Origin of the sequence: Streptomyces shenzhenensis, from assembly GCF_003688995.1 — a bacterium.
GTDB lineage: Bacteria > Actinomycetota > Actinomycetes > Streptomycetales > Streptomycetaceae > Streptomyces > Streptomyces shenzhenensis_A.
Genome location: NZ_PENI01000005.1, coordinates 77,161 through 91,916, shown reverse-complemented (window position 1 = coordinate 91,916; position 14,756 = coordinate 77,161). Strand labels below are relative to the sequence as shown.

13 protein-coding genes and 1 pseudogene are annotated in these 14,756 nt (G+C 71.4%); 4 read left to right on the top strand and 10 right to left on the bottom strand.

From position 1 onward, the window contains the following. Positions 1 to 14 precede the first annotated feature (14 nt). The 3 genes from CTZ28_RS10140 to CTZ28_RS10130 all read right to left on the bottom strand — a co-directional run bounded on the left by CTZ28_RS10140 (position 15) and on the right by CTZ28_RS10130 (position 2,425). Positions 15 to 674 (bottom strand): NADPH-dependent F420 reductase, encoded by a 660-nt coding sequence (locus CTZ28_RS10140; protein WP_121889230.1) that lies wholly within the window; start codon positions 672 to 674, stop codon positions 15 to 17. 78 nt (positions 675 to 752) lie between these two features. Then, on the bottom strand, positions 753 to 1,688 hold the full coding sequence (locus CTZ28_RS10135) for an SDR family oxidoreductase (protein ID WP_121888964.1): 936 nt from the start codon (positions 1,686 to 1,688) through the stop codon (positions 753 to 755). A 104-nt stretch (positions 1,689 to 1,792) separates the two neighbouring features. After that, positions 1,793 to 2,425, bottom strand: a complete 633-nt coding sequence (locus CTZ28_RS10130; protein ID WP_121888963.1) for an NADPH-dependent F420 reductase — start codon at positions 2,423 to 2,425, stop codon at positions 1,793 to 1,795. Positions 2,426 to 2,606: 181 nt separating this feature from the next. Between CTZ28_RS10130 and CTZ28_RS10125 the strand changes: the two genes are divergently transcribed. Beyond that, a complete protein-coding gene (locus CTZ28_RS10125; RefSeq protein ID WP_121888962.1) occupies positions 2,607 to 3,518 on the top strand; it encodes a LysR family transcriptional regulator in 912 nt (303 codons plus the stop codon). 149 nt (positions 3,519 to 3,667) lie between these two features. Here CTZ28_RS10125 and CTZ28_RS10120 read toward each other — a convergent pair whose 3' ends face one another. After that, positions 3,668 to 4,279 (bottom strand): TetR/AcrR family transcriptional regulator, encoded by a 612-nt coding sequence (locus CTZ28_RS10120; protein WP_121888961.1) that lies wholly within the window; start codon positions 4,277 to 4,279, stop codon positions 3,668 to 3,670. Between the two features lie 144 nt (positions 4,280 to 4,423). On the opposite strand from CTZ28_RS10120, the gene CTZ28_RS10115 reads away from it, so the two are divergent. Then, positions 4,424 to 5,158 carry an SDR family NAD(P)-dependent oxidoreductase gene (locus CTZ28_RS10115; RefSeq protein ID WP_121888960.1) on the top strand — a complete coding sequence of 245 codons (735 nt, stop codon included), beginning with the start codon at positions 4,424 to 4,426 and terminating at the stop codon, positions 5,156 to 5,158. A gap of 33 nt (positions 5,159 to 5,191) precedes the next feature. Continuing rightward, complete coding sequence (locus tag CTZ28_RS10110) at positions 5,192 to 5,827, top strand: NADPH-dependent F420 reductase (RefSeq protein WP_121888959.1); 636 nt, start codon at positions 5,192 to 5,194, stop codon at positions 5,825 to 5,827. Between the two features lie 295 nt (positions 5,828 to 6,122). Here the strand turns inward: CTZ28_RS10110 and CTZ28_RS48130 are convergent. Then, positions 6,123 to 6,548, bottom strand: a pseudogene (locus tag CTZ28_RS48130) (GNAT family N-acetyltransferase). Positions 6,549 to 6,581: 33 nt separating this feature from the next. After that, complete coding sequence (locus CTZ28_RS10095) at positions 6,582 to 6,755, bottom strand: hypothetical protein (RefSeq protein ID WP_121888958.1); 174 nt, start codon at positions 6,753 to 6,755, stop codon at positions 6,582 to 6,584. A 445-nt stretch (positions 6,756 to 7,200) separates the two neighbouring features. On the opposite strand from CTZ28_RS10095, the gene CTZ28_RS10090 reads away from it, so the two are divergent. After that, positions 7,201 to 7,596, top strand: a complete 396-nt coding sequence (locus CTZ28_RS10090) for a hypothetical protein (protein WP_121888957.1) — start codon at positions 7,201 to 7,203, stop codon at positions 7,594 to 7,596. A 167-nt stretch (positions 7,597 to 7,763) separates the two neighbouring features. Here the strand turns inward: CTZ28_RS10090 and CTZ28_RS10085 are convergent, their stop codons facing one another. The 4 genes from CTZ28_RS10085 to glgC form a co-directional block, all read right to left on the bottom strand. Next, on the bottom strand, positions 7,764 to 9,260 hold the full coding sequence (locus CTZ28_RS10085; RefSeq protein ID WP_121888956.1) for an SDR family NAD(P)-dependent oxidoreductase: 1,497 nt from the start codon (positions 9,258 to 9,260) through the stop codon (positions 7,764 to 7,766). A 159-nt stretch (positions 9,261 to 9,419) separates the two neighbouring features. Continuing rightward, positions 9,420 to 10,763 carry a wax ester/triacylglycerol synthase family O-acyltransferase gene (locus CTZ28_RS10080; RefSeq protein WP_121888955.1) on the bottom strand — a complete coding sequence of 448 codons (1,344 nt, stop codon included), beginning with the start codon at positions 10,761 to 10,763 and terminating at the stop codon, positions 9,420 to 9,422. A 145-nt stretch (positions 10,764 to 10,908) separates the two neighbouring features. Then, a complete protein-coding gene (locus CTZ28_RS10075) occupies positions 10,909 to 13,248 on the bottom strand; it encodes a GH92 family glycosyl hydrolase (protein WP_121888954.1) in 2,340 nt (779 codons plus the stop codon). Between the two features lie 145 nt (positions 13,249 to 13,393). Continuing rightward, entirely contained in the window at positions 13,394 to 14,614 is a 1,221-nt protein-coding gene (gene glgC, locus CTZ28_RS10070; protein ID WP_121888953.1) for a glucose-1-phosphate adenylyltransferase, read from the bottom strand. Positions 14,615 to 14,756 lie beyond the last annotated feature (142 nt).

The window sequence follows — 14,756 nt, the reverse complement described above, 5'->3', positions numbered from 1 at the left end:
GCGACAATTGACGGTTACCGCGTTGCGGTGGCCAGTGCCGCGCGGATGGCGTCCTCGCCGACCGGCCGGCCCTTCTCGTTCGAGTACGGCCCGTACGGTGTTCCCCACACCGGCGTGCCCGTCGCCTGCCGCCAGCTGTCGGCCAGTGTTCCGGCGTCCACCACGCTGTAGCCGATGGAGTCGATGAATTCGGTCACCGCCGCCTTCGCCGGTGCCAAGTCCCCGGCGATCGGCAGGCAGGAGCGGTCGGCCGCCCCTGCCGGGCGGGCGAGTGACAGCAGGTGCTTGAAGAAGATGTTGTTGAACGCCTTTACGAGCAGGGCGTCCGGGACGTACCGCAGAAGCAGCTCACTCGAGGTGAGGGACTTGCTGTCGAGCTCGGGGATGTGCCCGTCACGCTCGGGGCCGTAGTTGCAGGTGTCGATGACCGTCTTCCCGGCCAGTGGCGCGGCGGGCATGTGAGGGAAGGCACTGACCGGCACCGTGACCACGACAATGTCACCGGCCGCCGCGGCCTCTTCGCTCGTCGCCGCGGACGCCCGCGGCCCCAGTTCCTCGGCCGTGTCCACGAGCGTTCCGGGACCGCGCGAGTTGCTGAGCACCACCTGGTGCCCGGCCCCGACAGCGAGTCGCGCGAGGGTCCTGCCGATGCTTCCGCTTCCGATGAATCCCACAGTCGTCATAATCTCAACGTCCTTCAGAGGAGCCGAACTTGCCGGTTTCCGGGCTCGTCACGATCCGGGTTCCCGCCGTCAGCCGGCGGGGAAATAATGGCCGTTGTCCAGATCGGCGAGCAGGCCGGGCCGGGCGGGTTCCCAGCCGAGGGTCCGGCGGGTGATGAGGTTGGACGCCGGGTAGCTCTGCGTGACGATAGGCGTGAGGAACCCGAAGTACCCCGGCGTCATCAGGGCATCATCGGGAACGCTCACGGCGGGCAGACCCAGGCGGCCGGCGATGGCCTCGGCGAGGTCGCGGAACGCGATGCCCCCGTCCTCGACCGCGTGCCAGTAGGTGCCGGCCGGCCCCTTCTCCAGCGCCAGGCGGAACAAGGTGGCGGCATCGCGGATGTGCACGGCGTTCCACAGGTTCGCGCCGTCGCCGTGGTAGCCGACGAAGCCCTTTTCCTTCGCGAGCGCGATCAGCGTCGGGAGGAAGCCGGCACGATCGGTCGTGCTGTGCGCGATGTTGGCGATCCGCACGACCGAAGACCGCACCCCCTGCCCGGCGAGGTCGACAACGGCCCTTTCCACGACATTGCGGACCCGCAGGGTGCCCTTGTGCTCCTCGCCGACGGGGAGGGCCGGGTCCTCCTCGGTGGCCGGCCGCTCCAGGTTCCCGGGCGAGCCCATGCTTCCCGCCGTGACCAGCGGCTTTCCGGTTCCCGCGAGCGCCTCGCCGTACGCGAGCATGATCGGGAGCTCCGCAGCGGCCACGGCGTCCATCCCGCCGTAGGGCAGCAGATCCTGCCTGTGGGCGACGTGGATGACGCCATCGGAGCCCGAGGCTGCCTCCTTGAGCCCGTCGAGATCCTGAAGATCGCCGCGACGCACCTTCGCGCCTAGCGCGGACAGGGCCGCCGCGGAAGCGTCCGACCGGGCCAGGCCGGTGACCTCGTGCCCGGCGGCGATGAGCTCTGGGATGATGTACGAACCGGAATGGCCGGTCCCCCCAGCGACGAATACGCGCATCTGACTGTCCTTGTGAGGGTAGGTGCAGGGTCTTCCCGTGCCGTAAGTGAACTGGCGTAATGCGGTGGCGTAATGCGGCACGAGAAGTAGTGGTAGGGGTGCGCTCAGCCGAGAAGGGTGATGCCGAGGGAGAAATTGGTGTGCTTGACGGAGTGGTTCATGAGGCCCAGCTCCAGCAGGCCGACGTTCTCCAGTGCCCGCGCCATGACCAGTTCCCCGGTGTCCCAGGGGCGCAGCCCCAGGCTCTCGACGAACGCCGACACACGCGCCTTCGCCTGCGCGTCGTCGCCGGCGATGAACACGTCCAGAGGGCGGCCCTCGGCCGGGCCGGCCGCCAGAACGTGGGAGAACACCGTGTTGAACGCCTTGACGACATGCGCGTCGTCGGGAGCCGCCTTGGCGATCTCCTGTGCGCCGGAACTGTCGTCGGGGACGACGAAGCCCTGCAGGTCGGGGGCTACGGGGTTGGTGATGTCAACGATGATCTTGCCGCGCAGCGCGTCCCCGTACTCCCTCACCACCGCGGCCGCGCCGGCATACGGCGCGGCGAGAATCACGATGTCCCCGGTCGGGGCGGCCCCGGCCGTCCCGACCGAGGCGCCGCCGAGCGTGGCGGCCAGTTCCTTGGCCTTGGCCTGGTCGCGGCCGATGACCTCGACGGCGTTACCACCGGCGAGCGCCCGGCCGGCCAAAGCACGGGCCATGTTTCCCAGTCCGATAATGCTGATGCTGCTCATCGATGTTCCTCTTTCCGGGCTTTTGCCCTGCTGTCAAATTCCGGTGTCGAATTCTTGTGCCGAATTCACTTCGGCGCCCTTAAGTGCCTGTTTTTCATGCTGCCATCGGGTCCGAGCGGCGTCCAAGACCTATTGAAGCCGCGGTGATACCCTGGAGGTATCACCGGCCTTGGGATTTTCTATGGATCTGGATCTGCGCAAACTGCGTTACTTCGTCACCGTGGCCGAACGACTGCATTTCGGCCGCGCCGCCGATGAGCTGCACATCGCACAGCCGGTGCTCAGCCGGCAGATCCGCGCGCTCGAGCAGGATCTCGGCGCCTCGCTGTTCATCAGGGATCGCCACGGCGTGGAGCTGACAGATGCGGGCCGGCAACTGCTGGCCGACGCCGGTCCGCTGCTCGCCTCAACCCACGCGGTCCGCCGCCGGGTGTCCGCGGCCGCCGGCGGCAAGCGGCGGCTGATGGTCGGTTTCCGGGCCGGCATCGCAGTCATCCCGGCGGCCCGTGCGTTCGAGGACCGGCACCCGGACGTGGTCGTGGACGTGCAGCGGATCGAAGGGGACAACCAGGCTGCGATGCTGCTCGACGGCCGCATCGACGTCGGGTATGTGCGGCTGCCCATCGACGAGACCGGCCTGCGCGTCACCCCGCTGTACACCGAGCCGCGGGTAGCGGTACTGCCCGCCGGACACCGGTTTGCCGGCAAGGGGGAGGTCACCGAGGCCGACCTGGCCGGCGAACCGCTGGTCTGGCACGGTGACCCGAGCACGCAGCCCACCAAGCGCCCGCTCCCCAATGCCGGGTACCCGGTGCGCGGGGTGGACGAGACGCTCGAGCTTGTCGCGGCCGGACGGGGCATCTCCTTCCTGGCCCGTTCGGCGTCCGTGTTCTACTCGCATCCGGACGTCGTCTATGTGCCCATCCCGGATCTGACGCCCGACCAGGTGTGCCTCGCGGTGGCGGCATCGCACACCTCACCGGTAGTGGATGACTTCGTCACTGCCGCTCAGTCGACGGCCGAGATCACGGCAGAATGCGGGAATTACGAGATGTGGCAGCTTGGAGGCGATGTCGCCTCAAGGCACGCTTGAGTATGTCGACCGACCCCCGTTCATCATGCGTGCTGCCCCGCGAGGAGAGCGCCGCGGTGGAGTGGATGAGCGGGGTGGCAAGTCTCCGGCTCGTAGAGGTTCTGAAGATGCGGGTGGCAGCGCGTCCAGCCCGGCCGCGGAGTGCCAAGTCAGCTCGGCACTTCCTCCCGTCGCCGGTCATCGCCGGCTGTGGCGGGGATGGCGTTGTCGATGAGGACGGCGGCGATGGCGGCGGCGGTGGGGAAGGCGTCGGCGTTGAGGACCCGGGTGCGGGCCGCGGCGCCGTCGATGAGCAGCGCGAGCTGCTCGCCGAGCTGTTCGGGGTCGGCGGCGCCGGCTTCACGGGCGGCGTCGGCGAGCCGCGCGGCGACGGCCTTCTTGTATTCGCGTGCGTACTGGGATGCGGGGTGCTCGGGGTCGTGGAGTTCGACGGCGGCGCCGATGTAGGGGCACAGGGGGGTGGTGGGGGGGATGTCGAAGGCGGCGAGGAGCCGTTCGCGGGGCGTGAGGTCGGTGCGGTCGAACACGCCGGACAGAACCGAGGGGTCGAACCCGCGCAGATACTCGGCGACGAGTTCGTCCTTGCCGGTGAAGTGCTGGTAGGCCGTGCGCTTGGACACCTGGGCCGCCGCGCAGAGCTGGTCCATGCCGGTGCGGTTGATGCCCTGCTCGCGGAACAGCTGCTGGGACGCGCTGAGGATGCGCTCGCGGGCGCCCCGGCCGCGGCGGCGGCCCTTGGGGCCCTTCTCCAACTCCGTCATCGCTCCATGCTACCCCAGCTGGGTAACGACCGGTGTACATAGCTTGCGCCCCGGCCACCCGCCCCGTACCGTAAGCAAACAGATCGGTGTACATAACGCCACCACCCCAGGTGCGCACGGCACCACCGGCCCAAAAGGAGCAACATGGGAAAGCTCGACGGCAAGGTAGCGGTCATCACCGGCGCCACCGCCGGCATGGCGCTGGCCGGCGCGAAGCTGTTCGTCGACGAGGGAGCACACGTCTTCATCACCGGCCGCCGCCAGGACGCCCTGGACGCGGCCGTGAAGCAGATCGGCCGCAACGTCACCGGCGTCCGGGGCGACGCCGCCGACCTGGACGACCTGGACCGCCTGTACGACACCGTCAAGCGGGAGAAGGGCAGCCTCGACGTGCTGTGGGCCAGCGCCGGCGGCGGCGAGCCCGCCCCGCTCGGCGAGATCACCGAGGCCCAGTTCGACACCTGGTTCGGGCTCAACGCCCGCGGCACCCTGTTCACCGTCCAGAAGGCCCTCCCGCTCTTCAACGACGGCGGCTCCATCCTCATGACCGGCTCCAACGCCTCCCTCGGCGCCTTCCCCGGCTGGAGCGTCTACGCCGGCAGCAAGGCCGTCCAGCAGGCCTGGGCCCGCGTCTGGCTCAACGAACTCAAGGACCGCCGCATCCGCGTCAACGTCCTGACCCCCGGCCAGGTCGCCACCGCCAAGCAGGCAGAACTCTTCGACGAGGCCACCAAGCGCCAGTTCGAGTCCCTCATCCCCCGCGGCCGGATGGGCCGCCCCGACGAAATCGCCACCGCCGCCCTCTTCCTCGCCTCCGACGACTCCAGCTACGTCAACGGCATGGAACTCGTCGCCGACGGCGGCACCACCGCCATCTGAACCGGACAACGCACACCCCGGGCAGGACATCTCATGAGCGACATCAGCATCATCGGCACCGGGAACATGGCCCGCACCATCGGCGCGCGGGCAATAGCGGGCGGCAACACCGTCGAGGTCATGGGCCGCGATCAGGCCAAGGCCGCTGACCTGGCCAAGGCTCTCGGCGGCGGCGCCACGACGGGAGAATGGGGCACCGCCCCGGCCGGGGACATCGTCATCGTGGCCCTGTTGTACGACGGTGTCGTGCCGGTCGTCGCCCAGTACGGAGACGCTCTCGCGGGCAAGGTCATCGTCGACATCAGCAATCCCTTCAATTCCACGTTCGACGGGCTGGCCCACCGCGAGGAGACCTCGATCGCGCAGGAAGTCGCCAAGGCGGCTCCGGCCGGCGCCGGCGTGGTGAAGGCGTTCAACACCGTCTTCCGCCATGTCCTGGAGAAGGGTCGGCCCGACATCTTCATCGCCGGCGACAACGCGCAGGCCAAGGCAAGTGTGGAGGCGTTCGTCGAGAGCCTCGGGCTGCGCCCGCTGGACGTCGGCGGCCTGAAAATGGCGCACTGGCTGGAAGGAGCGGGCGTGGTCACGGTGGGCCTCGCCAACCACGGGATGGGGAACCTGGACTTCGCCCTCGGCATCACCGAACTTCCCGTCCGAGCGAACGATTGACGGATCACCGGAGCCGTAGCTTCCGGGCTGGGGCGTCCAGTCCCCGGAAAGCCGTCAATGGCCCCTCAGGTGAGGGCAGTTGAGCCTTCGGTCGGATGACCGCAGGTCATGAGGGCTCTGACACACAATCCAAGAACGGGACACGGATGCCCAGGGCCCCGGGCTCTCGACGGTCTGGCCGAACTGCCCTTGGCGGGCGCGCCGTTGGCCATCAAGGACAACCGGGCCGTGCTCGGTGAACCGACCCGAACCGGCCCCGCCGCCACCCCCGGCCCGCCCGCCACCGAGGACCACGTCACCGTGGCAGGCCTACCCGGCCGTGACGCGGGCGGGCGAAGGCCTGCGGGACCGTGCAGAGGATCGCCGAAGCCGAGGGAGGTCCACAGGGCCACGGCCGGGTCGGTCTCGACGACGGCGTTGAAGACGATGGCGCGGTAGCCCTCCCGCGGATGCCTCGGCCAGGACGTGTTCGGCGAGGGCGCGGCCGATGCCGCGACCGCCCCGGTCGGGGGCGACCATGAAACCGGCGTTGGGGACCTGCGCGGCGGGCCCGCCGTGGTTCGGGGCCGGCCACGGCCCCCGCCGGGACCTCGGCGACGTAGACCCGCTTGGCCGGGCCCGCCCACAGGGCGCGGGCCCGTTCCTCGGGGGTGTCCGGGTCCCAGGTGTGCGTCTCGCCGGCGAAGACGATCACGCATGGGCGTGACTGTCGCACGCCCATGCGTCGGGCGACCGTGGCCGAGCGCCCCTCGGGTCAGTCCACGCTCGGCAGGATGTGGGGTTCGGCCAGGTCGTCCTCGTAACCCGCGAGGCGGATCGGGGCGGACCGGGCCCACACGTCGAGACTGCCGAGCTGTCCGGGCCTGCGGCCCAGCCGCTCCGGGCGTTCCTTGGGGCGCTCCTCGCGATTCGTCTTCTCCGGTGTCACCGCGCACTCCTTATGTGTCGGGTCACCCTCGGGGCGCGTTCCGGTGCTCGACGCCCGCTCGGGTCTGGATAAAAGGCCAGTTCGGACGCGGTGGCGCCGGTACTCGTGGCAGAGCCGGCCGTGATGGACCGGACGGCCCCCGGACGGACCGTGGGTGTGGGTGAGACCCATGCTGCTGTCCGCCTCCCTCCAGGGTAACCAAATGAGCGGGGGTCCGCTCGATCGGGAGTGCAAACAAGCTGTAACGTTCCCGCGTCACGCCGTGCTCCACCGACACCAATTTGTCCGAGTTTGTAGTGTAATGCGTCACTCGTCCTCACTCGCTCGGCGTAGCGGTCGAACACAGGAACCCGGCGCTGTGCAGTTCAAGTCCCGTTGGCCGAGTCGCAAGCTCTCCATGATCTGCTGACACAAGGCAACGGCTGTCTCGCGGGAGGACTGACGCATGGAGCTGCGCAGCGTCGAGGAGCTGATGGATCTGCTGTACGCCTGCCGGTACGAGCATGCGCTGCGCACCGCCGCGCTGCTGCGCCGCACGCGCCCCGCCGACAAGGAGCTCCAGGTCGCGGGGCTGGTGCACGGCGTCGGGCAGCTGCTGTGCCCGGGCGACCCGGCCGGCCAGGCGATACACGCCGCCGAGGCCGTACGGCCGCTGCTCGGCGAACGTGTATACGAACTGGTACGCCATCGCGGCCCGACCGCCGACGACGACCTGCAGCGCCTCCAGCACGCCGCCGAGGAGAGCCGGACCGTCACCTTCGACGCGGGCGTCCTGGAGGACTGGCGCACCGTACTCGAACTGGTCGCGGCCCGCCACTCCCGCCTCGGCGCCGTCGACTGACCCCGCACCGGCCGTGACGGAGGGGTGCCCGGGACCCCGACGAACGCCCCGGATCCCGTCCGCGACACGGACGCCGCCGGAGGACAACAGGCCAGAGCGCGTCTGACGCCGTCGGACCGCCGCCTGACCCGCGCGCCGGGCACGCCGACCCACCGGGCGGGCCGCTGTCACCACTTGCCCGGCGCGTAGTCCTTCAGGAAGACGCCGTACAGGTCCTCGCCGGCCTCGCCGCGCACGACCGGGTCGTAGACACGGGCGGCGCCGTCGATCAGGTCCAGCGGGGCGTGGAAGCCCGCCTCGGCGAGCCGGACCTTGTCGGGGTGCGGGCGCTCGTCGGTGATCCAGCCGGTGTCCACGGCCGTCATCAGGATGCGGTCCTTGTCGAACATCTCCTGGGCGCTGGTGCGGGTGAGCATGTTCAGCGCGGCCTTGGCCATGTTGGTGTGCGGGTGCCCTGCGCCCTTGTAGCCCCGGCTGAAGACGCCCTCCATGGCGGAGACGTTGACGACGTACGTACGCCGCGCCGGGGAGGCCGCCATGGCCGGGCGCAGCCGGCTGATCAGGATGAACGGGGCCGTCGAGTTGCACAGCTGGACCTCCAGCAGCTCCACCGGCGTGACCTCGTCCACCGACTGGATCCAGCTGTTGGTGTCGTGCAGGTCGGGGACCAGCCCGCCGGCGTCGATGGCCGTACCGGCCGCGATCCGCTCCAGGGAGGCCGAACCGGAGACGAGCGCAAGACCGGTCACGTCCTCCGCGGTCAGGGCGCCGCCGCCGGCCACCGGGAGCGCGGCGACCGCGCCCGAGCCGAAGGCGCCGATCACCTCGGCGGCCGGCAGCTCACCGGCCGGCAGCGGGGCGGACTCGGCGGCGACCAGCTCGCTGTAGGCCTGCGGGGAGCGGCGCACCGTCTGCGCCGCGTTGTTGATCAGGATGTCGAGCGGGCCCGCGGCGGTGACCGAGTCGGCGAGCGCCACCACCTGGGCGGGGTCGCGCAGATCGATGCCGACGATCTTCAGGCGGTGGATCCACTCGTCGCTGTCGGGCTGGGCCTTGAAGCGGCGCACCGCGTCGTTCGGGAACCGCGTCGTGATCGTGGTGTGCGCGCCGTCCCGCAGCAGCCTGAGCGCGATGTACATGCCGATCTTGGCCCGGCCGCCGGTGAGCAGCGCCCGCTTGCCGGTGAGGTCGGCGCGGGCCTCGCGGCGGGCCCGGTTCTCGGCGGCGCACGCCCGGCAGAGCTGGTGGTAGAAGTAGTCGACCTCGATGTAGCGCTGCTTGCAGATGTAGCAGGAGCGCGGGCGCTGGAGTATCCCCGCGATCCGGCCCGTCTCGGTCGCCGAGGAGGGCAGGATGCCCTCGGTCTCGTCGTCGATGCGCTGCGCGGAGCCGGTCGCGGTGGCCTCGGTGACCGTCTTGTCGTGGGCGGTCTTGGCGGCCCGGCGCTCCTGGCGGCGGCGCTGCTTGACCGTGCGGTAGATGTGCGAGGTGGCCCGGCGCACCCTGATCGCGTCGGGGTGGTCGACCTCGATCCGGTCGAGTTCCGCCAGCACGTCGAGGCACACGGCGAGGCGTTCGGGGTCGATGCCCGGCCCGTACGCCGCTTCGTCACCGGGCTGCCACGTCCCCTCGGGAGCCGTCGGACCGTCCTCTGTCACCGTCATCGCGCTGCCGTTTCCCTGATCACCGCACGGCGCTCCGGTCGCGCCCGCCGTCGAACGCGGAATCTTACGGAGCACCCGGCCGGACCGCCAAACCCGTGCGCCGCCCGGCTGCGGCGCCCCGGGCCGGGCGCCGCGGCGATCAGGGCCCGCCCGCCGCGCTCAGGCCTCGCAGACCATGATCAGGGCCGCCACCTCGTCCGCCACCGCCCGGGCCAGCCGGTCGAGGTCGGGCACGGCCCGCGCGTCGGCGACGAGTCCGTAGTGGACCCGGCCGCGGTACGTCGAGATCGCGACCGCCAGGGACTGGCCGGGGGCGAGCGGGGCGAACGGGTAGATCTCGGTCAGCTGGTGGCCGCCGAGCCGCAGGCCAAGGCCGGGCAGCGGCACGCTGGTGACCAGGATGTCGAACCAGAGCCGGGCGGCCTGGCCGACGAACGGTCCGCCGAGCCGGTGCCCCAGCGCGGGCACGTGGTCGGCGAGCAGCGCCACGGCGCCGGCGCCCCGGTTGGGTCCCGCGTCCTTCTTGCGGACCATCGCGGCACGGACCGTGCCGAGGCGGCGCAGCGGGTCGGACTCGCCCACGGGAAGCCGTATCAGGTACCCGGAGAGCCGGTTGCCCTGCGGGTGCGCGGTGCGCGGGCGGCGCTTGGAGACGGGGATCAGGGCGCGCGGCGCGACCCCCTCGCTGCCGTCGCCGCGCTCGTCGAGCCAGCGCCGCAGGGCGCCCGCGACGACGGCGATGAGGACGTCGTTGACGGTGCCGCCGACGGCCTTGCGGATGCGGTGCACGTCGTCGATGTCGAGGACGACGCCCGCGGTGCGGCGGGTGCCGCTGGGGGCGGAGGTGAGCGCGGCGGAGGAGCGCACGCGCAGGCCGGACAGGGCGACGGAGGCGCCGATGTCGAGGGCGCGGCCGAGGTCGGACAGGGCGCCGCGCAGCAGGCCGGGCAGCCTGCGCGGGTCGGGCACCGCGCGGCGCGGCGGCTCGGCGGGGCGGGGTCCGCGCTGCGGCAGCTCCACCGGGTCGAGCACGCCTGCGGCGAGCTTGAGCGCCCGCAGGCCGTCGGCCAGCGCATGGTGGAACTTGAACAGCACGGCGAAGGAGACACCGTCCGCGCCAGGCAGGACGTGCGCCTCCCAGGGCGGCCGGTCGCGTTCCAGCGGGCGCTGCATCAGCCGGCCCGCGACGGTGTGGAAGTCGTCGGTGGGGGCGTGCAGCCGCACATGGTTCAGGGGGTCGAAGCCGGGATCGGGTTCACGGGCCGCGCCGCCGAAGGCAAGCGGGAGGGTCAGCGGGGAGCCGGTGGGCTGCCACACGTCCCGGATGCGCATGCGCAGTCCGGGCACGGCGACGGCGCGGGCGGCGAGCAGATCGGCGGCGTGCGCGCCGGCGGTGGGCGAGTGCGTGGCGAAGACACCGAGCGCGCCCAGGTGCATCGGGTGCAGGTCGGACTCGATGTTCCAGAACGCCAGGTCGAGGGGGGCGAGCAGATGGGATGTCAATGGCTTGCCTCGCATCGGCGGAGGGTGGACAAGCAGTCAACCCCCCACCGACGATTACGGTCAAGTACGATCAGACTACGCACAGTTAGCGACAGTCTGATGTTCCGACCCGCCGAAAGGGGCGGGACACATGAGGCGCTTGAGGTCACGTCAGGGCAGGTGGGGCCGCCTGAGGTGCGGTACCCCACTCTGACGGGCGCGGGCCGACCGTGAACGCGAGCGCCCGCAGGGAGCGCAGCGCACCCGTCGTCAGATACGTCCGGCCGTACGGCACTCCGTCGGCGCGGACCGTCTGGACGTAGCGGTCGGCGGCCGAGGTGCCGGGCGCGGTCACGGTCAGCCCGCCGCTCGGCCAGTGGCGCCGGTCGAGGACCAGCTCGACCCGGTCGAAGACGGGCGTGGACAGGCCCCAGGTGCCGTAGCCGGGCTGGACCGGGAAGAGCCCGATCGAGGTGAGCACGTGCCAGGCGGACATGGTGCCGAGGTCGTCGTTGCCGGTGATGCCGGCCGGCGAGTCGGTGAACAGGGTGAGCGCCGCGTGCACCACATCGGTGGTCTTCCAGGGCTGACCGGTCGACAGATAGGTGTACGGGGCGATGAGGTCGGGCTCGTTCTGCGGGTTGTACTTGTCGGCGTTGCCTGCGTTGCCGGCGTCGTAGTAGTCGTACGGATCGCCGTGCATCCACACCTGACGGGCGGTGCCCGCCGGGTCGGCCAGCAGCCGCTCGTAGCCGAAGAACGCGTCCAGCCGGTCGTTCGCCGCCCGCTCGCCGCCGATCAGGCCGATCAGGCCGGGCAGATCCTGCGGGACCAGCCACTGGTACTGCCAGGCGGTGCCCTCGTGGAAGCCGACGCTGTGCGCCGGGTCGGCCGGTCCGGTGAAGGCGCCGGAGGCGTCCCGGGCCCGGAAGAACCCCGTCGAGGGGTCGAAGACATGGCGGTAGTTGCGGGACCGGGCCGCGTACCGGGCGGCGTCCCCGGTGTGGCCGAGGCCGCGCGCCAGCTGCGCCAGCATCGCGTCGGACAGCGCGTACTCCAGGGTCACCGAGCCGCCCTGGTGGAAGTCGGAGTCGCCGAGCTTGGCCCGCGGGCGGTCCTTGTCGTACGGGGCGAAGCCGTGCGCGATGTACTCCGCGTTGGCCTCCCGGCCCGCCATCGGCAGTCCGGCCGGCGGCACGCCGTCCGCGTTGCGCTTCAGCGCGCGGTACGCCCGCTCCTCGTACCCGGCGAGCAGGCCCTGCTGGTAGGCGTTGGTCAGGAACGGGGTGACCGGGTCGCCCGTCATGATGTTCGTCTCGACCGTGCCGTAGCCCCACTTGGGCAGCCAGCCGCCCTCCTCGCCGATCCTGAGCACCGAGACCGCCATGTCGCGGGCCTCGCGCGGCGCGAGCAGGCCGAGCAGCTGGCACTGGGTGCGATAGGTGTCCCACAGGGACCAGTTCTGGTAGTACGTGAAGCCCTGCGCGCGGTGCACCCGCAGGTCCCAGCCCCGGTAGCGGCGGTCCGCATCGCTGCCGACGTTCGGCGCGAGGAACGACCGGTACAGCGAGGAGTAGAACGTGCGCCGCCGTGTCTCGTCGCCGCCCGTGACGCGGACCGTGCCGAGCCGCTCCGCCCAGGCCCGCCGCGCCGCGTCGCGGACCGCGTCGAAGGAACGGCCGCCCTCCGCGCGCAGATTGACCGCCGCGCCGTGCGCGTCGACGTACGACAGGGCGGTGGTCGCCGTGACCGTGCGCTCCCGGGTCGTGTCGAAGCGGAGGTAGGCGCCCCCGGACCCGGTCCGCGCGCCGGGCGTGACGGTGGCGCCGTCCCAGGTGCCGTACGCCGTGAACGGCCGGTCGAAGCGGGTCAGCGTGTACACGGTGTAGGGCGGGGTGTCCCGGCAGAAGCCGCGGCCGGTGATCTCGGTGCGCACCGTCCGGTCGTCGAGGATCTCCACCGCGTTGGCGACCGGCTTGTGCAGCGACTGGGCCGCGTTCAGCAGCACGTTGGCCTTGTCGGTGGCGGGGAAGGTGTACCGCTGCACTCCGGTGCGGGCGGTGGCGGTCAGTTCGGTGCCGATCCCGGAGGACAGGCCCACCCGGTAGTAGCCGGGGCTCGCCCGCTCGTCCTCGTGCCGGAACCCGGCCGCGTACCGGGCGTAGTCCGTCCGCGTGACGTCCCCGGTGGTCGGCAGCGCGGGCAGGTCGCCGCCGATGCGGCAGCCGGCGCCCGAGAGATGGACCAGCGAGAAGCCGCGGATCCGGCGGTCGGCGTAGTCGTAGCCGGTACGGTGCCCGGTGTCCGGGGACAGTTGCACCATGCCGAAGGGCACGGCCGCGCCGGGAAAGGTGTTGCCCTCGTTCTGGGTCCCGATGAACGGGTCGACCAGGTCGGTGAGGTGGCCGACGGTCGGCTCGGCGGCCCGTGCGGCGGGGGTGGCGTACAGCGCGGACGCCGCCATCACCCCGGCCAGGCACAGTCGCGGACGCCGGGTCACTCTCATCTCGGATGACCTCCGGATCTCGACATCGATGTCTGCATCCTGAGGTCCGCGGGCCGGGAAGCCGGGGATCCCGCGGGCGGCGCCCGCGACACGTCGCCCACGCGGCGGTGCCGGGGCCGCGAGCGGCGGCGCTCCCGGCGGCCCGTCAGGTGACCGGTTGCCCCTTGCCGAGGGCGATCACCCCGCCCGCGGAGACCGTGTACAGCTCGGCGTCCCGCTCCGGGTTGACGCCGATGGTCGCGCCGGGCGGCACGTCGACGTTCTTGTCGAGGACGGCCCCACGGACCACCGCGCCCCGGCCGACATGGACGTTGTCGTGCAGCACCGAGCCCTGGACGACGGCGCCCGGGTCGACCACCACGCCCGGGGAGAGCACGGACCGGGTGACCTGACCGCGGATCAGACAGCCGGCGCTGATGATGGACTCGCTCGCCATGCCGCCGGCGTTGAAGCGGGCCGGCGAGAGCTGGCTGGGGTGGGTGTGGACGGGCCAGCCGCGGTTGAACAGGTTGAAGGCGGGACGCTCGGCGATCAGGTCCATGTGGGCGTCGTAGTACGCGTCCAGGGTGCCGACGTCCCGCCAGTAGCCCCGGTCCCGGCTGGTCTCGCCGGGCACATGGTTGTCGCCGAAGTCGTACAGCTGCGCCTCGCCGCGGCCGGTGAGCCGGGGCAGGATCGAACCGCCCATGTCGTGCGCCGAGGACTCGTCCTCGGCGTCCCGCCGGAGCGCCTCGATCAGCGCCTTGGTGGTGAAGAGGTAGTTGCCCATCGAGGCGAAGACGCGCTCCGGGTCGTCCGGCAGGCCGGGAGGATCGGCGGGCTTCTCCAGGAACCGCCGGATGCTCCGCCCGTCCGGGCCGGGGGTGATCACGCCGAACGCGGAGGACTCGGAGCGGGGGACGCGGATGCCCGCGACGGTCACGCCCGCGCCGCCCTCGATGTGCTGCCCGAGCATCTGCCGCGGGTCCATGCGGTAGACGTGGTCGGCGCCGAACACCGCCACGTAGTCGGGTTGTTCGTCGTGCACGAGGTTGAGGGACTGCAGGATCGCGTCGGCGCTGCCGAGGTACCAGCGCGGGCCGAGCCGCTGCTGCGCCGGGACGGGCGTCACATAGTTGCCGAGCAGGCTCGACATGCGCCAGGTGGTGGTGATGTGCCGGTCGAGCGAGTGCGACTTGTACTGGGTGAGCACGCAGATGCGCAGGATGTCGGCGTTGACGAGGTTGGAGAGCACGAAGTCCACCAGGCGGTAGGTGCCGCCGAAGGTGACCGCCGGTTTCGCCCGGTCCGCGGTCAGGGGCAGCAGCCGCTTGCCCTCGCCGCCCGCCAGGACGATCCCGAGAACCGAAGGCCCTCCACGACGCATGGCCGCTCCCCTCCCGCTGGTCCCCCCATGGTGCCCTCGCGCGGCGCGGGCTAAGCCTGCTTGCGGATCTCCGCGTACGGCCCGACCGCGCACCGGCCCTCACGCCCCGGCCGAACTCCCGCACGGCACGACCTGGGCCGCC